Annotated in this window: 17 protein-coding genes and 2 pseudogenes; 8 read left to right on the top strand and 11 right to left on the bottom strand. The window is 67.8% G+C overall.

Translation table 11 applies throughout. From position 1 onward, the window contains the following. The first annotated feature begins 350 nt into the window (after window positions 1–350). Window positions 351–1,625, top strand: coding sequence for an APC family permease (locus ACLLJJ_RS36350; RefSeq protein WP_434598938.1), 1,275 nt, complete (start codon window positions 351–353; stop codon window positions 1,623–1,625). A 356-nt stretch (window positions 1,626–1,981) separates the two neighbouring features. Then, complete coding sequence (locus tag ACLLJJ_RS36355; protein ID WP_434600620.1) at window positions 1,982–3,187, top strand: IS256 family transposase; 1,206 nt, start codon at window positions 1,982–1,984, stop codon at window positions 3,185–3,187. Window positions 3,188–4,113: 926 nt separating this feature from the next. On the opposite strand, the gene ACLLJJ_RS36360 is transcribed toward ACLLJJ_RS36355, so the two are convergent. From ACLLJJ_RS36360 to ACLLJJ_RS36370, 3 genes are all read right to left on the bottom strand, one after another. Further along, complete coding sequence (locus tag ACLLJJ_RS36360) at window positions 4,114–4,641, bottom strand: hypothetical protein (protein ID WP_434598939.1); 528 nt, start codon at window positions 4,639–4,641, stop codon at window positions 4,114–4,116. 54 nt (window positions 4,642–4,695) lie between these two features. Then, the gene (locus tag ACLLJJ_RS36365) at window positions 4,696–5,397 is read right to left on the bottom strand and encodes an SDR family NAD(P)-dependent oxidoreductase (RefSeq protein WP_434598941.1); all 702 of its coding nucleotides are present in this window, start codon (window positions 5,395–5,397) and stop codon (window positions 4,696–4,698) included. Window positions 5,398–5,572: 175 nt separating this feature from the next. Further along, a complete protein-coding gene (locus ACLLJJ_RS36370; RefSeq protein WP_434598942.1) occupies window positions 5,573–6,910 on the bottom strand; it encodes a metallophosphoesterase in 1,338 nt (445 codons plus the stop codon). A 215-nt stretch (window positions 6,911–7,125) separates the two neighbouring features. On the opposite strand from ACLLJJ_RS36370, the gene ACLLJJ_RS36375 reads away from it, so the two are divergent. After that, the gene (locus tag ACLLJJ_RS36375; RefSeq protein ID WP_434598943.1) at window positions 7,126–7,977 is read left to right on the top strand and encodes a helix-turn-helix transcriptional regulator; all 852 of its coding nucleotides are present in this window, start codon (window positions 7,126–7,128) and stop codon (window positions 7,975–7,977) included. Between the two features lie 163 nt (window positions 7,978–8,140). On the opposite strand, the gene ACLLJJ_RS36380 is transcribed toward ACLLJJ_RS36375, so the two are convergent. Continuing rightward, complete coding sequence (locus ACLLJJ_RS36380) at window positions 8,141–8,266, bottom strand: hypothetical protein (RefSeq protein ID WP_434598944.1); 126 nt, start codon at window positions 8,264–8,266, stop codon at window positions 8,141–8,143. Between the two features lie 534 nt (window positions 8,267–8,800). Here ACLLJJ_RS36380 and ACLLJJ_RS36385 point away from each other — a divergent pair. Both ACLLJJ_RS36385 and ACLLJJ_RS36390 read left to right on the top strand, forming a co-directional pair. After that, entirely contained in the window at window positions 8,801–9,052 is a 252-nt protein-coding gene (locus ACLLJJ_RS36385; RefSeq protein ID WP_434598945.1) for a hypothetical protein, read from the top strand. Window positions 9,053–9,128: 76 nt separating this feature from the next. Beyond that, on the top strand, window positions 9,129–9,383 hold the full coding sequence (locus ACLLJJ_RS36390) for a hypothetical protein (RefSeq protein WP_434598946.1): 255 nt from the start codon (window positions 9,129–9,131) through the stop codon (window positions 9,381–9,383). Between the two features lie 148 nt (window positions 9,384–9,531). Here the strand turns inward: ACLLJJ_RS36390 and ACLLJJ_RS36395 are convergent, their stop codons facing one another. From ACLLJJ_RS36395 to ACLLJJ_RS36405, 3 genes and pseudogenes are all read right to left on the bottom strand, one after another. Beyond that, on the bottom strand, window positions 9,532–10,539 hold the full coding sequence (locus ACLLJJ_RS36395; protein WP_434598947.1) for a transposase family protein: 1,008 nt from the start codon (window positions 10,537–10,539) through the stop codon (window positions 9,532–9,534). 69 nt (window positions 10,540–10,608) lie between these two features. Beyond that, on the bottom strand, window positions 10,609–10,974 hold the full coding sequence (locus tag ACLLJJ_RS36400; RefSeq protein WP_434598948.1) for a hypothetical protein: 366 nt from the start codon (window positions 10,972–10,974) through the stop codon (window positions 10,609–10,611). A 285-nt stretch (window positions 10,975–11,259) separates the two neighbouring features. Beyond that, window positions 11,260–11,554: pseudogene (locus ACLLJJ_RS36405) on the bottom strand (transposase); the annotation flags it as partial. On the opposite strand from ACLLJJ_RS36405, the gene ACLLJJ_RS36410 reads away from it, so the two are divergent. Continuing rightward, the gene (locus tag ACLLJJ_RS36410; protein ID WP_434598949.1) at window positions 11,448–11,855 is read left to right on the top strand and encodes a DUF5372 family protein; all 408 of its coding nucleotides are present in this window, start codon (window positions 11,448–11,450) and stop codon (window positions 11,853–11,855) included. The pseudogene ACLLJJ_RS36405 and the gene ACLLJJ_RS36410 overlap by 107 nt on opposite strands. Window positions 11,856–11,985: 130 nt before the next feature. Continuing rightward, window positions 11,986–14,028 carry a recombinase family protein gene (locus ACLLJJ_RS36415; protein WP_434598950.1) on the top strand — a complete coding sequence of 681 codons (2,043 nt, stop codon included), beginning with the start codon at window positions 11,986–11,988 and terminating at the stop codon, window positions 14,026–14,028. A gap of 7 nt (window positions 14,029–14,035) precedes the next feature. Here the strand turns inward: ACLLJJ_RS36415 and ACLLJJ_RS36420 are convergent. From ACLLJJ_RS36420 to ACLLJJ_RS36435, 4 genes and pseudogenes are all read right to left on the bottom strand, one after another. After that, a pseudogene (locus tag ACLLJJ_RS36420) lies at window positions 14,036–15,028 on the bottom strand (IS256 family transposase); the annotation flags it as partial. 258 nt (window positions 15,029–15,286) lie between these two features. Further along, complete coding sequence (locus tag ACLLJJ_RS36425) at window positions 15,287–16,231, bottom strand: hypothetical protein (protein ID WP_434598951.1); 945 nt, start codon at window positions 16,229–16,231, stop codon at window positions 15,287–15,289. Between the two features lie 467 nt (window positions 16,232–16,698). After that, window positions 16,699–17,118, bottom strand: coding sequence for an ester cyclase (locus tag ACLLJJ_RS36430; protein WP_434598952.1), 420 nt, complete (start codon window positions 17,116–17,118; stop codon window positions 16,699–16,701). 148 nt (window positions 17,119–17,266) lie between these two features. Continuing rightward, complete coding sequence (locus ACLLJJ_RS36435; protein WP_434598953.1) at window positions 17,267–18,037, bottom strand: MBL fold metallo-hydrolase; 771 nt, start codon at window positions 18,035–18,037, stop codon at window positions 17,267–17,269. 100 nt (window positions 18,038–18,137) lie between these two features. On the opposite strand from ACLLJJ_RS36435, the gene ACLLJJ_RS36440 reads away from it, so the two are divergent. Then, a complete protein-coding gene (locus ACLLJJ_RS36440; protein WP_434598955.1) occupies window positions 18,138–18,779 on the top strand; it encodes a TetR/AcrR family transcriptional regulator in 642 nt (213 codons plus the stop codon). Window positions 18,780–18,884: the final 105 nt, after the last annotated feature.

The following is an 18,884-nucleotide window of genomic DNA, read 5'->3' on the forward strand; positions in this document are numbered from 1 at the left end:
TCGGACGGAGAGGTGTCCCTGATATGCCGCCACTGCGCATTTCCATGGAACGGGCATGTTATTGAGAATCGAGACAGTGTCGTGACCTTTCTAGTGGTGTGTGTGGGTTGTTCTGGAGAGGCGCCGAACGGTCCCATTCGGCGGCAGGCATTGAGGTCTTATCGGCCACTGGCACGGTGGGCGAGCAAGGGCAGGTGCTGCCGGAGGGCGTCCGCACCGTGTGTGGGAAGGCCGGTCGGGCCAGCGCCCGCATGGGGCCGCTGAGCGGTGCGGGCTGACCACCCCTGCTGGACACCTTCGTCGGCTACCGTGCGCCGAGATCTACGGCTGGTGTGGTGAAGGAGCAAGTGATGAGCACGGTGGGGGCCTCGACGGGCTCGGGTGAGCTGAAGCGCCGCCTGGGGGTGTCCGATGCGGTGATGATCGGCCTGGGGTCGATGATCGGGGCCGGGGTTTTCGCCGCGTTCGGGCCGGCGGCCAGCGCCGCCGGATCCGGCCTGCTGGTTGCTCTGGCCCTGGCCGTGCTCGTGGCGTACTGCAACGCGACGTCCTCAGCGCGGCTGGCTGCCCGCTACCCGGCATCCGGTGGCACGTACGTTTATGGCCGTGAGCGGCTGGGCGACTTCTGGGGCTACCTGGCCGGCTGGGCGTTCGTGGTCGGCAAAACCGCTTCCTGCGCGGCGATGGCCTTGACCGTCGGTTCCTATGTGTGGCCCGGCCAGGCCCACGCCGTTGCGGTCGCCGCCGTGGTGGCGCTGACCGCACTCAACTACACCGGGGTGCAGAAGTCCGCGTGGCTGACCCGTGCCATCGTCGCTGTCGTGCTCGCGGTCCTGGCTGCCGTGGTCACCGCTTGTCTGACCAGTGACACCGCCGACATCGCACGCCTGGACATCGGCGCGGACATGACCGCCGGGGGCACGCTCCAGGCGGCCGGGCTGCTGTTCTTCGCTTTCGCCGGATACGCCAGGATTGCCACCCTTGGCGAGGAGGTTCGGGATCCCGCCCGGACCATTCCCCGCGCGATCCCTCTCGCGCTGGGCATCACCCTCGCCGTGTATGCGGCTGTCGCCGTGGGTGTCCTCGCGGTGCTGGGGCCGGGCGGACTTGCGCAGAGTACCGCGCCGCTGGCCGATGCCGTGCGTGCCGCGGGCGTCCCGGGACTGGCTCCCGCTGTGCGTGTCGGGGCGGCTGTCGCGGCGCTCGGGTCGCTTCTCGCGCTGATCCTCGGTGTCTCGCGCACCACTTTGGCCATGGCCCGTGACCGTCACCTGCCTCACGCTCTGGCCGCGGTGCACCCCCGCTCCCAGGTTCCGCACCGCGCCGAACTGGTCGTCGGCGCGGTGGTCGCCGTCCTTGCGGCGTCCGTTGATGTACGGGGCGCGATCGGCTTCTCCTCCTTCGGTGTCCTGGCCTACTACGCCGTCGCCAACGCGGCCGCGTGGACTCTGACCCCTGGCGAAGGAAGGCCGCCCCGCCTCGTGCCTGTCATCGGCCTGGCGGGCTGTGCGGCCCTCGCCTTCGCCCTGCCCGTGGCCACCGTCATCTCCGGCGCCGCCGTTCTCCTACTTGGTGCTGCCGTCTACGGGCTGCGGAAGATCACGGCCGTCGGATCCCGACGTTGATCTCTTGTTCTTCGCCCCCCGGTCGGGGCTTCATTCTTCCTGCCTCTCGGTGGTGCCGGGACGGTGCCTGTGAGGTGGGTCAGAGGGATGAAGGCGCTGGTGGTCCCGAGTTCTCTGGGAGTCGGACCGGCGGGGGTGGGGATATCGGCGAGGCGCTGGGTGAGGGCGGTGACGGCGTCGCGGTCCCCTTCGAGGGCTTCGCGTTCGTCGTCGGTCAGGTCGACCTTGTTCGGGGAGTGTCTAATTAACGGCGGATCTGCTGATCATGGAGACGCCAAGTGAGTGAGATGACAATCGAGCACGAGTCCGTGGCTGAGCCGGTTGAGACAGCCACTTCGGACGAGCAGTTGATCGCGATGCTGGTCGACCGGGCCCGGAGCGAGGGCCTGCAGCTGACCGGTGAGGGCGGACTGTTGCAGCAGCTGACCAAGCGGGTCCTGGAGTCGGCCCTGGAAGGCGAGATCACCGACCACCTCGGCTATGGCAAGCACGATTTCGAGGGCCGCGGCAGCGGCAACAGCCGCAACGGGGCCCGGGCGAAGACCGTGTTGACCGACGTGGGGCCCGTCGAGGTCAAAGTGCCCCGGGACGTGGCCGGCACGTTCGAGCCGCAGATCGTCAGGAAGCGTCAGCGGCGACTGACCGGCGTGGACGAGATGGTGCTGTCGCTGTCCGCGAAGGGGCTGACGCACGGGGAGATCTCCGCGCACCTGGCCGAGGTCTACGGCGCGGACGTGTCCAAGCAGACGATCTCCACGATCACCGACAAGGTGATGGAGGGGATGGCCGAATGGCAGAGCCGCCCTCTTGACCGCGTGTATCCCGTTTTGTTCGTGGACGCCATCAACGTCAAGATCAGGGACGGTCAGGTCGCCAACCGGCCGATCTACGTCGTCATGGCGGTCACGGTCGACGGCACCCGCGACATCCTCGGCATCTGGGCGGGCGACGCCGGCGAAGGCGCCAAGTACTGGCTGCGGGTGTTCACTGAGCTGAAGAACCGCGGCCTGGACGATGTACTGATGCTCGTCTGCGACGGCCTGAAGGGCCTTCCGGACGCCGTTGAAGCCGTCTGGCCTCGAACGATTGTTCAAACTTGCGTGGTTCACCTCCTGCGCAACAGCTTTCGCTACGCGGCCCGCCAGGACTGGGACAAGATCGCGAAAGCGCTCAAGCCCGTCTACACCGCACCGAACGAGAACGCGGCGGCCGAACGCTTCGGAGAGTTCCAGGACGCCTGGGGGAAGAAGTACCCGGCGATCATCAAGCTGTGGGAGTCGGCCTGGGCCGAGTTCGTCCCCTTCCTCTCCTTCGACGTCGAGATCCGCAAGGCGATCTGCTCGACGAACGCGATCGAGAGCGTGAACGCCCGCATACGCAAGGCCGTCCGCGCCAGGGGCCACTTCCCGAACGAGGCCGCGGCCCTCAAGTGCGTCTACATGGCGCTGATGAGCCTCGACCCGACCGGCAAGGGCCGCAAGCGCTGGACCATGCGCTGGAAAGCACCGTTGAACGCCTTCCAGATCGCCTTCGAGGGCCGGCTCACCCCGGCCAACAACTGAACCCCAACAACCAAGATCAGCCGTTAATTTGACACACCCCCGCGAGGAGGGCGGCGAAGGGGCGGAGCCCGAACGCGGTCCATTGACCGGTCGCTTGCATGCGGCCTTGCACGTCGGCTGTGCATGCCTGTTGGCGCACGGTGTTCTCCGCGATGCACTTGTCTCATGAGACGTTGCCGATCCCTGGAAGCTCGGAGCGATGGGGCTCTCAAAGATCTCAATTGCGTCGCTTACACGTAGTGGAATGAGACAGGTTGCACCCGGAAGTGGCGGTTGAGCGGTGCACTCCAAAGGGGGTGTGTCGATCGTCCCCGTTGACGGCGGATGTGGACCCCGTCGATGTGATCGCCCCAGGCAACGGTGATGACGGCGCGGTGCGCCCTTGGACGCGCGAACCGCCCCGGTGGCAGGGGGAGTCCGCCGGGGCGGGTGCCCAGCATCCAGGGTGGCGGCCAGGAGTAGGCCAGTGACGCGCTGCTGAACAGCGCAAGGCCCCATCGGAAGACGCGGCGGCGTCCGGTGCGGCCCCCGGTGGCGCCTGCGAGCAACAGTAGTGAGGGGACTACACCCCCGCCTGAGCCGATGCGGCCGGAAATACGGTGTCTGAGAAGGCGGAGGGTCGCCTTGACGGACTTGCCCGCCGCAAGTTGCTCGGCGCAGTACGCGGTCCCTCTCCATCGCCCCGCCCCAAGGTCATGTGGGAGCCCACTCCGGCGGATCATCGCTGAACTTGATCTGGAGCTCCACGAGGCTCAGGGCAACCTCAGACAGGCAGGAAACGTCACGCGTCTTCCGGCTCCGCGACGATCAAGACCACGCCGATGACGGATCCGGCTGATTTGGCTGGGGCGTTGGTGCGCCCCTGAGGTGGGGCCGTGTCGCCGCTGTGTGATCCGGGCTCGCGACATGCTGAGGAACGGGCGTCCTCAGGCGGTACGCGGGCTGAGGGATGGCGCGCCGTCCTGGGAGGGCTGGTGCTTCCAGGCGAGCAGGAGGAACCAGACGGGCACCAGGATTCCACCGGGGAAGAGGAATTCCTGGGGCAAGACGTTGCCCAGGAAGCTGTAGAGGGCGAGCCAGGTGCCCAGGACCACGCCGACGACGCGGATGCTCCTGGGCCGGGCGAGCAGTGAGGTGGTGATGAACCACATGCCGGCCAGCACGTGCCCGCCCAGTCGTACCGACCAGGCGATCTCGTGCGGTACCTCGTTGATCGTCATGATCGCCGACAGGACATCGAGGGTGAGCCATCCGAAACCGGCTGCCTTCGCCCACTGGGGTGCGGGCAGCCGCGCGACGATGAACATGATGGCCAGGTGGAACAGGACGCCGGTGTACTCGGCCGCGACTGCCCCGGGGGCGACGGCGAAGGTGACGAGCGAGGGCATGAAGAGGACGGACGGCAGAACGGCGAGGGTGCGGAAGCTGAGAACCTCGCGGGTGGGCGTGAGCACGCGGTGCCCTTTCGGGGTACAGGCGGGGTGGGATGGGGGTTTCGGCGGGTGCGTTCACCAGGGACTGATGCCTTCGGCGTCGAGGAACGTGCCCGTGGGGCCTTGAGGGCCGGTGAGCGCTGCCTGGACGATGGGAGCGGCTCCCTGTTCGACGCTCTGGACGCCCTGGCGCCCGTTGAGGTCGGTGGCGGTGGGGCCCGGGTCGACGACGTTGATGCGCAGGCTGGGGTAGGCGCGTGCGTACTGGACGGTCAGCATGGACACTGCCGCCTTCGAGACCGGGTAGGCCAGCAGGCTGGGTACGCGGGACTCGGCGCGCTCGGGGTCGTGGACGCGGGCGAAGGATCCCAGGCCGCTGCCGACGTTGACGACGATGCCGTTGCCGCTGCGCTGAAGGAGGGGGAGGAAGGCGTGCAGCATGCGGACGATGCCGACGACGTTGGTGTCCAGGACGGCGGCCATGTCGCTTCCCGTGCACTCGCCGAGCGGCTGGGGGCCTCCTCCGTTGATGCCCGCGTTGTTGATCAGGACATCGAGGACGCCGTGCTCCTCGGCGACGCGCACGGCGCCGGCGCGGACCGAGGCGTCGTCGGTGACGTCCAGAACCAGCGGCAGCGCACCCAGCTCATCCGCGGCGCGCTGCGCGTGGGCGGGGTTGCGGGCGGCGACGTAAACAATGTGGCCGGCGGAAACGAGCTGGCGTGCGGTCTCGAATCCCAGGCCCTTGTTGGCTCCGGTGATCAGTGTGGTGGTCATGACTTCGAGTCTGCGTCAGCTCACCGACTCGGGCCAGAGATGCTTCTTCCTGGTAACGGGAGTACCAGGATGCCGCTCTGAGCTGCGACGACGGCCCAGACCCGCGTAGCTCACACCAGCCAACTTCGATCTCGCAGGCGCGGTGCGAGCTGCCCCGCGCTGCATGACGCACCGGTCATGCCTGCCGAGAGGCGAGCTCCACGACCGCGATGTCCGAAGGCGCGCCGACTCTGACGGGCGGGCCCCAGGCGCCCGCGCCGCGCGTGACGTACAGCTGCGTGTCGCCGTAGCGCTCCAGGCCGGCGACAGTGGGATTGTCCAGTGCGGCGATAAGATTGCCTGGCCAGAGCTGGCCACCGTGGGTGTGACCGGAGAGCTGGAGGTCGACGCCGTGCTCGACCGCTTCGTGGATCATCACAGGCTGGTGGGCCAGGAGCACGGCGGCGCGGGATCGGTCGCGGTCACCGAGCGCCCGGCCGTAGTCGGGCGCGTCACCGTGGTTTTCGCCGGAGACGTCGTTGACGCCGGCGAGGTCGAAGCCCGGGATCTCGACGCGCGCGTTGCGCAGCGGGTGCACACCCAGCTCGCGTACGCGCTCCACCCATTCCTCGACGCCGGAGTAGTACTCGTGGTTGCCGGTCACGAAGTACGAACCGTGCCGCGCCCGCAGCTGGGCGAGCGGTTCCGCGGCCGTGCCGAGGTCGGCGACCGAACCGTCGACGAGGTCACCGACCACGGCCACCAGGTCCGGCTGGGTGGAGTTAATGGTGTCGACGATCCGCTGCGTGTGCGCGCGTCCCAGGATCGGCCCGAGGTGGATGTCGCTGACGACCGCAATGCGGTAGCCGTGCGCGGAGCGCGGCAACTTGGCGAGCGGCACGGTGATCCGCTTGACCCTCGGCCCCCGCAGCACCCCGTACGTGCCGTAGCCGACGGTTCCTACGGCGACCGCCGCGGCGGCGCCGCCTACGGCGCGGGAGACGAACAGTCGACGGCTCACCCCCGAGGGCTGCGGAACTTTCCGCTCCCCGTCCCTCTTGGGCGCGATGAGCGATTCATGAGCCTGACTCCAGGCGGACTGGGTAGCAGCCGGGGGTGCGGGGCCGGTGGCCCCGTTGGTCGGCAGGACCGCGGCCGTCTCGGGCAGAGCGGTGACGGCCGCCAATGACACCGGCCCCGCAACGGGTGTAGCCCGGCGCTCGAGGGCCCGCAGCAGCAGGGGACGAACCGCCTCGCCCACCACCAAGGCGAGTACCCCGTACAACAGCAGCGCCAGCCAGAGGAAGCCCGGCCAGGCCAGCGCCCGCTGCAACCAGAACGGCGCGCCCTCCACCTGGCCCGCACCCAGCGCGCTGAGCGAGAGCAGCGGCATGATCACCGCGGCGACCGTGCCCACCCGCCGCGCCTTGCTGGTCCGGGCCGTCACGTCGCGCACCAGCCGGCGCCACACATACCAGTGTGCCCCGGCGAGCAGCGCGATGATCACCGCCGCCACAACAAGGATGACCAGCACGATTCCGTATTCTCCTGCTCATTCATAGGCGCGTGCGGGCATGGTAAGGGCCAGACGCAGCCCAGCAAACGCCCACCACCGTGCCCAGGACAAAGCGCCCGATGGTGCGCCACGGCTCTTCAGTCTGCGCCAAACCGTCGATGCGATTCAGAGACTCCTCTTCCTGGTAATCGCAGTACCAGGCTGCTCCTGTCCTGGGCTGCGACGATGGGAGCATGACTGCATCCGGCGAGCTGGCAGCCGTCCTGCGTGTGTGGCGCGAGCGGCTGACACCCCGGCAAGCGGGACTGCCGGCGAATACCGCCCGGCGCACCAGCGGGCTGCGGCGTGAAGAGCTGGCTGTCCTGGCGGGGGTCTCGGCGGACTACATCGTGCGCCTGGAACAGGGGCGGGCCTCTGCGCCGTCAGCCCAGGTATGTGCCGCACTCGCCCGCGCGCTTCAGCTGAGTGACACCGAACAAGAACACCTGTTCCACCTGGCCGGGCATGCCACCGGCGGCGATCGCATCAGCCAGCTGGTGCCCGCAAGCATCCGCCGCCTGGTGGAACGCAATCCCGACCGGCCTCTTGCCGTGTTCGACGCCATGTGGACCCTGCTCGTGTGGAACCCGATGTGGGCAGCCCTGATGGGCGACCCCTCCCAGCTGCGGGAAACCGAACGCAACGTCCTGTGGCTGCACTTCACCGGCCTCTCAGACTGCCACGTCCGCAGATCGGGCAACACCGAGGCATTCGAGGCTTCTATGGTCGCCGACCTGCGGCGTAGTGCCGGCCGCTACCCCGACGACCCCCAGCTGCGCCAGCTCATCGCACAGTTGAACCAGGACAGTGCGCAGTTCCGAGAAATCTGGAAGCGCCACGAGATCACCGAACACGGCCCGACCGTCAAGAGCATCGCCCACCCCGACGTGGGACGCCTCGACCTGGACTGCGACATCCTGAACGCCCAGCGTGGAGACCTGCGCATCGTGATGTACACCGCCGAGCCCGGCAGTGAATCCGACAGCAAACTCGCCCTGCTCGCCACCATCGGCACCCAGCGCCTGATGACCGGATCCCTCGAATGAACGCCGCGCATGCCCCCGCCCCTCCCGGCGCGGGGACCGCGTCACCCTTCAGGGTTGAGTACCTGCGGCATAGCGGACAACGCCGAGAACAATCTTGAACGACTGAGCACTCCGGCCGGTGGCGGGCTGCTCAGTCGCGCGTGACCCGCAAGGGATGCGGCGGTCAGTCCTTGGGCGGGAAGAGCGCCAGGAGCCGGGCGCATTGTGCCGAGTTCGTCGCGTCACGCTTCGAGACCACCTGAAGGGCCGGCTCGTGGGATGCGCCTGCGAACCGTTCTGTCGTCGCCATGGCATTACTGTGCACCGGCTCATCGTGGTCATTCTGGTATCGGCGGTACCAGGAAGCGGAGTCCCTGGTTGATCATCCGGCATTGAGGCAGCGTGACGGCATGGCTACGACGCTGTCACCGCGTGAACGACGGGCTCGGGTTCACGACCGCACACCGGAAGGTCGCCGCGGGTCACGCCGTGCACATCGGAACTCGGGACGCCGAAACGTGGGCGCCCGGGTGCCGCCGAGCAACAGGCGGGAGTCCGGTCGGATCTTTCTTTGCCTTCTGCCCACCTTGGAATCGAGAAACAGGAACGACCGAAGGATGACGCGATGAGGCACAGCATATTTCTCCCAGGTGCCTTGGCGCTTCTCGTCGGCCTGACGGGTTGCGCGGGGGCCGGTGCCGGCGCTCCGAGGGGTGGCACACCTGCAACAAAAACCGCGTCTCATACGCTAGTTGACCTGACCGGTACCGTTCGGATCCGGGACCTTCACGACCTGTTCATGGCAGACCGATCCCGTGCGGAGAAGGAGTGCTACGGACAATCCGTGACGGTCCAGGCCGTCGCGTTGAAGACAGGCGCAAGTGAGTACGGGACACCTGCGATCGAAGCGTCGGACGCAGAGAACGGCACCCATCTCGCCAGCATCGTCCTTCCCTATGACGATCGCCGCGCAGAATCATTCCGCCGGTTGGAGAGCGTCAAAATCGGCGAGGAGATCGTGGTGACCGCAACCTGCAACGTCTTCGCCGACCGCAATAACGTCCTGATCTTCAAAGACTCCGAGATCATCGAATGATTCGCCCAGAGACAACACTTGTGGGGCCGGTGAGCGGACGACTGCTGAGATCCAGCACAGAAGGGCTTGGAAAATCTTGAATACGGAACCGACCTCCAACGCAGCTGTCGCGAAGCGCGCGCGCATCGCGTCGTACGTGCTCGCCCTGAGCGGGGCCTCCAGCGCCGTTTTCGGTGAAAATACCCTGAGGGCGATCGACGCAGGTTCCGGGCACGCGATTCCGTACGGCGTGTACTCGACCGCCCATTACCTCATCTTGGTCACCGCGCAAATCGGCGTTCCGCTGGCAGCAAGTCTCTTCGGCGCTGCGCTCGTCCTGAAGAGGTTGTGACTGAAAGCCGGGTCCGATCCTCTTGGCACTCAAGCGGGAGATCGATTCTGGGCTGCTGTGATCTGTGTCCGTGGACAGCAAGCGGTAACGACCTTGGGAGTAATTGACGTTGGGGCGTGCTGGCCTGGGCGGGTCGGCCGGTGGGTGATCAGCGGGCGACCTGCCGGGCGAGCACCAGTTCGGTGCTCAGCTTGCGGCGGGTCGCCCGCCGGGCGGAGCGGTCGGAGACCAGGGCGGCGATCGCGAGGTGGGTCTCGGGGTAGGTCTCGCGGCAACCCATGAACCGCTGGAGCGGGCGCCACTGCTTGTACTCAGCGTTGGTGTGTTCCACGCAGATCCGGGCGGAGGACTGGCGGCGTCGCTGTTCGCGCCAGGCGTGGTGCTCGCCGAGTGGAGCCTCGTCCTTCGGCTTCTTCGGCGGGGCGCTGACCTGGTCGGGGAACTCGTTGGCCAGTCCCCGGTAGCCCTCGTCGACCTCGGCCTCGACCTTCGGGTGGTGGCGGAACTGCTCGGCGATGCCCTCAGTACGCACGGCGGTCTGGTCGTGCATCCGGCCTGGCCGTACAACCCCGCTGAACAGGGTGCGGCCCTGGCCGTCACTGAAGGTGGTGGTCTTGATGGTGTTCTGCCTCTTCTTGCCGGACACGAACGCCTTGCGGCCGGGGCGGCCCGCGCGCGGGCGCCGGACCTGCACCTCCGTGCCGTCGATCCGCAGCCTGACGCCCTCCGCGGCGGTATAGGCGAACAGGTCCTCCAGCGTGTGCAGCCGCAGCCCCGGCCGACCGGGCACCGCGAAGCCCCGGGCCGCCAGCAGCGGCCGGAGCTCTCGGATCGCGCCGGAGACAGTCGAGCGGTCCACCCGGTACAGCTCGGCCAGTGCCGCGTGCGGCAGGCCCAGCCGCAGGTGGACCAGCGTGACCAGGAGCCGGTCGGTGAACACCAGCCGCTGCTTGCGCCCGGCCCCGGCGGCCCGCCGCCGTTCCCCGCCCCGCCGCTCGCGCAGTGCGGACTCACGGCGGGCCTGCCACTTCGGGGCGAGTTCTTCGAGCAACTCGCCGAAGTGTGCGCGAGAGACCCCGGACAGGGCAGGATGGGAACAGGCCGCACGGGCCCAAGTAAGCGTCACAACCCACCCAACCCGCACGGCCCTTCTCATGTCACGGTCAGGCCCGGCCGGTACTGCCCCGAAACCCGCAAGGGCCGCCCGGCCCTTGCGAGACGGCCGTCATCCTCCCTGCGCCTTGACGTGCTCGATGACCTCGTTGAGGTCCTTGGTCGGCGAGAAATCGATGTACTCGCAGTCTTCGAGCGCCACTGGGGCGTGGCCGGGCGGCCAGTAGAAGGCCTCACCCGCTTCGTAGAACTCGTCACCGTCCGGCGTCCGCATCTTCAGCCGCCCCTTGAAGAGGTAGCCCCAGTGCGGGCACGGACACAGGTCGCCGGCCAGACCCTTAAGAGCCGGCCCCATGTCGGTGCCCTCGGGAAACGTCACAAAGGCAACGGACATGTCTCCACCGACGTCCTGCATACGAAACTCCACCCCGCCACCTTCGATGGCGACAGGAGTGTCCTTCCGCTTCGTTGCTGTCATAGCTCCTCCCTGCTTACCTACTGAGGGAAACAGCAGAACCCCTCCCCTCCAGCTTGGACCCTGGAGCTACACACCGCGATGCGGATTTTGGGTCGAGATCAGAAACCGAGACTGGTCCTCGCCCGCATGACGACCCGCTGATCACCCACCAGCCGACCTGCCAGGCCAGCACGCCCCAACGTCAATTACTCCCAAGGTCGTAAGCGCCGAGGTTCGAAGTTCATGGGGCCCCTCGAACTTCCCGGAGGGTCTGTGTAGCGAACGGTGGAACTCGTTCGGATTTCTTTAGCGGCGTCCGGCGGTGAGCCGGCCGTCGAAGGCGATGTCGAAGGCCTGGAGTGCGGCCTTCCACCGCATGGTCCACCGCTTGCGTCCTGCGCCGGTGGGGTCCAGGCTCATCACCGCCAAGTACACACATTTCAGGGCGGCTTGATCGTTGGGGAAAATGGCCGCGAGCTCTTACCGCCTTGCGGATGCGGGCGTTGACGCTCTCGATCGCGTTGGTCGTGCACACGATTGTGCGGATCTCCACGTCGAACTGGAGGAAGGGAACGAACTCGGCCCAGGCGTTTTCCCAGAGGGCAGCGCATAGTGCCCCTGATCGTGTTGATTCTGTGGATTCGTTGACCGTCACTCACCCGTTCCATCCGTGGTCGGGGCGCCGGGTGCGCGTGTGCCGGACGGTGCGCCGTTCGGGGCAGCTGGTCTTCATCTGCACGGCCGGTGACGGCATGACGGTGACGTTGCCGCAGGCGTGGACGGATCGCGCTCCAGTCGCGAGTGAGAACCGGCTCGCGATCGAGGGGCTCTGCGCGCTGTCTGCCCTGGTGAATGCCCTGATGAGCCGTTGCGGCGAGCCGAGCGGCGGAGGAACGTCATGAGGGGCGGCCCGCTTGCAGTCGCCCGAGTGGAGGTGACGGGCGGTGACGCATGCCGAGGACTGGAACCGGGTTGCTGCGCTGCTGGTCGCGAACATGATCGAGTCTGCTCTGCGCGGGGAGGCGAGCAGGGATGAGCGGGAGTCAGAAGATCACTGCCTCGCACCGGTCGAGGCTGGCGTTGATCTATGTGCGGCAGTCGACGCTGCTGCAGGTCAGGGAGAACACCGAGTCGACGGCCCGTCAGTACGCGCTGGCCGACCGGGCTCGGGAGCTGGGATGGGCCGCCTGCGATATCACCGTCGTGGATGCGGACTTGGGGACCTCGGGCCGGTTTTCCGGCACCCGGGTCGGCTTCCAGCAGCTGGTGGCCCGGGTCTGCCTCGGCGAGGTCGGGGCTGTGCTTGGCCTGGAGGTGTCCCGGCTGGCCCGGTCCTCGGCCGAGTTCGGCCGGCTCCTGGAGTTCGCCCGGCTCACCGACACCCTCCTGATCGACAGCGATGGTGTCTATGACCTGGGAGATTTCAACGATCGTCTGGTGCTCGGCCTGAAGTCCACGATGAGCGAGGCCGAACTGCACATCCTGGCGGGACGCTTGCAGGGAGCCCGCAAGGCCGCCGCCGAGCGCGGTGACCTGCGTCTGCCGCTGCCCGTCGGCCTGCTCCACGACAGTGACGGACACATCGTCATCGACCCGGACGAGGAAGTACGAACAGCGGTCGCCGACGTGTTCTCCCTCTTCGACCAGCATGGTTCCGCTCTCGGTGTGGTGCGGGCGTTTGCCGGGCGGCGCTTCCCGCGCCGGGATACCGGTGTCTGGGAGGGGCGCCTGGGCTGGGGACGGCTCACCCATGGCCGGGCCGTCGCCGTACTGAAGAACCCCGCTTATGCCGGTGCCTACGCCTATGGTCGTGACAGGAGCGTGCGTCGCGTCCGGCCCGACGGCACGGTGACCACGTCGGTCACCGGCCGCCCCCGTGACCAGTGGCCAGTCCTGATCACCGAGCATCACGAGGGGTATATCTCCTGGCCGCGCTATCTGCAGATCGAGGCGAAGCTGGCCGCGAACTGCACCAACACCGGAGCCCGGCCGCCGCGCGAGGGCCCGCCGCTGTGCCAGGGCATCATCTTCTGCGGCTCGTGCGGCTTCCCGATGAACACCAGTTACCGGCGCGCGGACAACACCGCGGGCTACGTGTGCACCCGGGCCCGCAGCGACGCAGTCCTCGCCCCCGGCTGTCACACCATCGCCGCCGCGGCCGTCGACCCGCAGGTCGCAGGGCTGCTGCTGGACGCGCTGACCCCCGAGCACGTCCAGCTCGCCCTGGCCGCCGCCGACCAGGTCCACCACCGTCACCAGCGCTCCCACCGGGCCGCCGAACTCGCTGTCGAACGCGCCCGTTACGAAGCCGACCGTGCCGAGCGCTCCTTCGCTCAGGTCGAGCCGGAGAACCGGATGGTCGCCCGGTCACTGGAAACCCGATGGGAGGCGAAACTCACCGTCCTCGCCCAGGCCGAGACCGCACTGGCGGACCTGATCGCAGCCGAGCCGGCCGTGCCCGAACCTGGCAGCCTGCAACAACTCGCCCACGACCTACCGGCCTTGTGGGACGCGCCGACCACCACGGCCAGAGACCGAAAGCGCCTGCTGAGGACCCTGATCGCGGATGTCACCGTGCGACATGTCGACGACGCTCGCGCACACATCGGCGTCCGCTGGCACACCGGCGCGACCGACGAGATCGCCTGTGACCGGCGCACCAACCGCAACCCGACGGCCGCCGTGCTGATCGTCCGCGAACTGCTGGACACCTGCAGCGACGCTGCCATCGCCGAACACCTCAACACACTCGGCTTCACCACCGGCAAGTCCCGTCCCTTCACCGTCGCCTCGATCCGGCACATCCGCCAGCAGCACGCGATCGGCTCCAAACGCAACGACCCCACCGAACCTGGAGAGATCACGGTGCCGCAGGTCGCCCGCATCCTGCACATCCACGAGTCCGCGATCTATCCCTGGCTCCGCAGCGGCGAGATGACCGCCCGCCAGGGACGTCACCGCCGCTGGTGCATCCCGTGGAACGACGAGACCGAGGCGTACTGGCGCACCCGCGTCCAGACCTCTTCGCACCTCACGCGCACAAACCCCAACTACGAGACAGGGCAGGCAGTATGAAGCCGACTTCCCACAGCTTGATGATCGCCGGGTACTTCTTCCCCCAGGCGTCCTGGAACTCTCCGAAGCGTTCGGCCGCCGCGTTCTCGTTCGGTGCGGTGTAGACGGGCTTGAGCGCTTTCGCGATCTTGTCCCAGTCCTGGCGGGCCGCGTAGCGGAAGCTGTTCCGCAGCAGGTGGACGACACAGGTTTGAACGATCGTTGCAGGCCAGACGGTATTCACCGCGTCAGGCAGCCCGGTCAGACCGTCGCAGACCAGCATCAGCACATCGTCCGCGCCACGGTTCTTGATCTCGGTGAGGACCTGCAGCCAGTACTTCGCGCCCTCACCGCCGTCCCCAATCCACAGGCCGAGGATGTCGCGATGACCCTCGGCGGTCACCGCCAGGGCCATGTAAACCGGGCGGTTGGCGACAGAGCCGTCCCTGACCTTCACGTTCACGCAGTCGATGAAGACGACCGGGTAGACGCGGTCCAGCGGCCGGTTCTGCCATTCGGCCATGCCGGCCATGACGCTGTTGGTGATCGTGGACTTGGAGATCTCGGTTCCGTAGACCTCGGCCAGGTGCGCGGAGATCTCCCCGTGCGTCAGCCCCTTCGCGGACAAGGACAGGACCATCTCGTCGACCCCGCCCAGGCGCCGCTGCCGCTTCTTGACCAGCTGCGGCTCGAACGTCCCGGCCCGGTCCCGCGGCACCGTGATCTCCACCGGCCCGGCCTCGGTCGTCACCGTCTTGGACCGGTGTCCGTTGCGGTAGTTCTCCCGGCCGCCCTCGGCCCGCTCCCCGGGCTCATGGCCCAGGTGGTCGGTGAGTTCACCCTCCAGGGCCGATTCCAGGACCCGCCGGGTCAGCTCGGCCAGCAGGCCGCCCTCCCCGGTCAGTCTCACCCCGCCGGCCTGAGCCCGGGCCACCAGCTCGGCGACCAGCCCGTCATCCACGGCACTCGACGGATTCACGGCGGCCTCCCCGGCCTCGATGTCACTCGCCACGTCAGTCATCAACTGTCGCTTCCAGCTCGGGAGTTACACCAGTCACCGTACAGACCCTTCCCGGAATCTGTGGTTGACGCTTTGGTGCGGAGTCACACCGAACGTTTGGCTCTGTCGCACATGCGGTGGTAGCACAGCGTGCCCTGAGCGGCGCTGTGCGCCGAACTGCGGGCGCGGCCGCTCACCAGTGCGGTGAGCGGCCGACAGGGAAAGGGGGTGCCAAGAGCTACCCGCTGCGGGTTTGGCCATTGCGCGGCGACTGACGTGCTACGGAAGGTCGATGTCGGCCAGGAGCAGGTTGGGGTCCTGCTGGGTGAAGTAGGCGGCGTTCGTTACGTAGGCCGTCCCAGCACGCACTGCGGTGGCGGTGGGAGTCTGTAGACCGTCCTGCCCAGTGAGCACGATGCTGTGTGTGCCGTCGGGCTTCACCAAAGCGACTTCATTCTGGCTGTTCAGGGCGGCCAGAACGGTGTCGGAGTTGTCGACGAAGGAGAAGTCGTCCACACCGGTGAGGCCGGTTGTCTTCGTCTCGACGGGACCGGCCGAGCCTCCGGGGCGCACCGGGAACCGCAGGAGAGTGCCGTTGTCGCTGTTGCTCACCCAGACAGCACCTTTGTGCACCTTGATGCCGTTGGCGCCGAAGCCGTATGAGGTGGGTGAACTGCCGGGTTTCAGGGAGGCGTCGGAGCTCCAGATCTCGGGCGAGCCGGAGCGGGTGGGGATGCGCCAGATCGTCCCGCGCGTGGAGTCGGTTCCATAGAGAACGCCGGTCAGCGGGTCAGCCGCGAGTCCGTTCACGGCGACGCCGACGGGCAGCGCCGCGACGCGCTGGGGAGGGCTGGTCGGGGACACGCGCCAGATGCCGTTCCGGTCCGCGTCCCCTGATCGGTAGGCGACGTAGATGCTGCTGTCGCCGGCTCGTACGAGTCCGGCGATGCTGGCCTGTTCTGAGGGGGAGTGCGCTCCGGGCAAGGTGGCGAGCACCTTCATCTGCCCGGCGGGCGTGACAAGTGCGACCTGTCGCGATCCGGAGAGGCTCAGGACGGCTGAGCCGTCGGGTCCGAGGGCGATGTTCTCCGGTAATTGCCCTGCGGTGAGGTCGAGATGGGCGACTACTCGGGCGTTCGACAGGGGCGGGGCGACGGCGGAGGCGGTTCCTGCGGTGAAGAGCAAGGCTGCGGCGGCGGTTCCGGCGAGGCTGGCGATGGGCAAGCGACGATACATGCATCCTCCAGGAATAGTGCTGGTTGACAGGTAGCCCGGGCGGCGGGAGTTGCAGGGTTCGGGACGGCCCGGGGGCGGCCGATAGCGCGCCGTTCGCCCCATGGGGCGGGCGCTGTTGTCCTGCGGTGAAACGCGGTCAACTGCTCGTGAGGGGCCGCGCGGAAGCGGCATCCATCGGATGAGCGCGGCCCCTTCGCCCTGCCCCTGGAAACTACCGATCGTTCGGTCCATAGCGCAAGGGATCGTTTCCGTTTCATTTCGTTCGAGGGGCTCGCGTGCGCATGGAGGACAGCAACAGGTGTGATCGGCCCGCCGCACGCGGGCGATGGGCGGCGCGCTCGGCGGCCTTGCCTCCGCGTCACGGTGCGGGGGTGAAGCTCCGTGTTCGCCTGGCAGGGGCCATACCGCACGTCGCGACGGCCGAGGTCCGCCAGGGCTCGGGAGTGCCGGTCACGTCACCTGCTGTTGAGCTGACCGAGTAGGCCGAGCATGTCTGCGTTGACCCAATGCTCGACGTACTTGCCGTCCTTCAGCTTGATGATGTCGATGACGCCGAAGGTGACTTTCCGCCCTGTGGGTGCGACGCCGAGGAAAGGTCCGCGGTGTGTCGCTTCGTAGGACTTGCGGGTGACAACCTTGTCGCCTTCGGCGATCTGGTCGTGAATCGTGACCGTCAGGTCCGGGAAGGCGGTGCGCAGGATCTCGTTGAAGAAGTGTGCTGCTCCGTCGGGCCCCGGCGAGGTTCCCTGCTGAGCGTTGTGGTTGACGAAGTTCGACGACATCGTTTCCGTGAAGACGTCGGCGTCGCCTCCTTCGATGAACTCCTTGTTGAACCGGGTGACGAGAGCCTTGTTCCGGTCTTCGATGCTGGTCATGTCTGATGCTCCATGGGTGTGCGGTCAGGTGCGGGGCACGGGGTACGGGGTACGGGGTACGGACGCAAGTCGGTCACGATGATGGCGGGGCCGCGGGCGAGCCGTTAATGCCGGCGGGGGGTGAGTCTCAGTAGTGCTGCGGCCGTGATCAGGAGGCGCCGTTGCGGATGGCTTGGCTGGTCGCGGCGGCGATGCCTTGGGTGAACGGCTCGCCGTGACCGGGAAGAACCAGCGAATGGGGCAGTTCGGCGAGCCGGCCGAGGGAGGCGAGAGCGGTGGCGCTGTCGTTGGTAAACGCCCCGCAGACGGTGGCCGGGCCTCGATGCCCGGTGATGCCGTCGTGGGTGACCAGAGCATCCCCGGTGAACACCACCCCGCGTTCGGCGAAGACGTACGCCACGCTCCCCGGGGTATGGCCCGGCAGGGACAGCGTTTGGGGGTTACCGGGAAGGGAGTCGAACGTCCTGTCACCGTCGAAGCTGCGAGCGTGAGAAAAGGGCGGCGCCGTGAAGCCGCCCCGAAGCGCCATGTGCAGGGGGGTGCCCAGCGCCGACGGGCGTCGCAGCACGTACGGCACCAGGGAACGTTCGGGCTTCGCGTGACGCATCGCGCTGCGCGGTCCGTCCGTGAGCGTCGAGACGTCCTGCCTGTGGATCCAGGCGTCCGCTCCGGCCTGGTGCAGAGCGGTCACAAGGCCCGTGTGGTCGGGGTGGGCGTGGGTGAGCAACACTGCTCGGATGTCGGACAGGTGGCGGCCTGCGGCGGCCAGGTGGTCTCGCAGCTGGCTCAGGTGCCCTGGCAGGCCCGCGTCCACGAGTAGGAGCCCGTCGGGGTGATGGACCAGATAGAAGTTGACTGCGTCGTCACCGAGGCGGTCGATGCCCGGCGCGACGGTGCGGACGGGGGCGGTCTTGCTCATGGGCTGCTCCGGCGGGCGGGAGAATGGCGTCTGAGGGCGAACTGAACTGACGCCGAACGTTCGATACAACGTATTGTACTCAATATTGGAGGTTCCGCACGTGCCGTCCACCGATCCGGCAGGCCGAAGGTCGTACGACGCCAGTGGGCGGCAGGCCGCCGCCCGGCGCAACCGTGCCGCCGTCTTGCGAGCGTGCGGGGAACTGCTGCTGGCCGAGGGCTACCAGGCCACGACCATGCGCGCGGTGGCCGCGCGCGCCGGGGTGTCTCCCGAGATGGTGTACAAGACGTACGGCAGTAAGCCGGGGCTGATGAAAGCGCTGTGGGACACCACTTTGGCCGGAGACGACGACCCGGTGCCCATGTCCGAGCGTCCCGCTCTCCAGCAGGTGTGGGCCGAAAAGGATGCGCGCAGGAAGCTGCGCCAGTACGCGGCCTTCGTGTGCGGCTTCCATGAGCGAACCGCTCCGCTGCAGTCACTGCTGGGCGAGGCGGGACCCGAGGTGGCGCAGGTGCTCGCCACCACTGAGCGGGAGAGGCTGACCGGCGTCACCGCGTTCATCGCCCACCTCGCCCAGCAGGGCATGCTGCGCGCCGACGCGGCCCCGACTCAGGAAGCCGACGCGTGCTGGGTGCTCACCGGCCCGCACGTGTATACCCAGCTCACCGCCGGGCGGCAGTGGGACGCCGCCGCCTACCAGCGGTGGTTGTCCCAGGTTCTCGCCGACTCCCTCCTCCCCTGATGCGGCGAGGGGTGGCGGCCGCCCGAGTGCCCGCCGCTGCCCCGCTCGCCAATGAGCCGCACCGAACGGGACCGGCGGCGCACCCGTGGCAAGCTGGGGAGGCTC

Origin of the sequence: Streptomyces sp. A5-4, assembly GCF_051131715.1 — a bacterium.
Lineage (GTDB): Bacteria > Actinomycetota > Actinomycetes > Streptomycetales > Streptomycetaceae > Streptomyces.

Excerpts from the sequence above, each read along its gene's own strand:
- ACLLJJ_RS36355 (WP_434600620.1), top strand. The coding sequence starts at position 1,982 with ATGCTGGTCGACCGGGCCCGGAGCGAGGGCCTGCAGCTGACCGGTGAG.
- ACLLJJ_RS36365 (WP_434598941.1), bottom strand. The coding sequence starts at position 5,397 with ATGACCACCACACTGATCACCGGAGCCAACAAGGGCCTGGGATTCGAG.
- ACLLJJ_RS36400 (WP_434598948.1), bottom strand. The coding sequence starts at position 10,974 with ATGACAGCAACGAAGCGGAAGGACACTCCTGTCGCCATCGAAGGTGGC.
- ACLLJJ_RS36395 (WP_434598947.1), bottom strand. The coding sequence starts at position 10,539 with ATGAGAAGGGCCGTGCGGGTTGGGTGGGTTGTGACGCTTACTTGGGCC.
- ACLLJJ_RS36430 (WP_434598952.1), bottom strand. The coding sequence starts at position 17,118 with ATGACCAGCATCGAAGACCGGAACAAGGCTCTCGTCACCCGGTTCAAC.
- ACLLJJ_RS36415 (WP_434598950.1), top strand. The coding sequence starts at position 11,986 with ATGAGCGGGAGTCAGAAGATCACTGCCTCGCACCGGTCGAGGCTGGCG.
- ACLLJJ_RS36435 (WP_434598953.1), bottom strand. The coding sequence starts at position 18,037 with ATGAGCAAGACCGCCCCCGTCCGCACCGTCGCGCCGGGCATCGACCGC.
- ACLLJJ_RS36375 (WP_434598943.1), top strand. The coding sequence starts at position 7,126 with ATGACTGCATCCGGCGAGCTGGCAGCCGTCCTGCGTGTGTGGCGCGAG.
- ACLLJJ_RS36380 (WP_434598944.1), bottom strand. The coding sequence starts at position 8,266 with ATGGCGACGACAGAACGGTTCGCAGGCGCATCCCACGAGCCGGCCCTT.
- ACLLJJ_RS36410 (WP_434598949.1), top strand. The coding sequence starts at position 11,448 with ATGCGGGCGTTGACGCTCTCGATCGCGTTGGTCGTGCACACGATTGTG.
- ACLLJJ_RS36350 (WP_434598938.1), top strand. The coding sequence starts at position 351 with ATGAGCACGGTGGGGGCCTCGACGGGCTCGGGTGAGCTGAAGCGCCGC.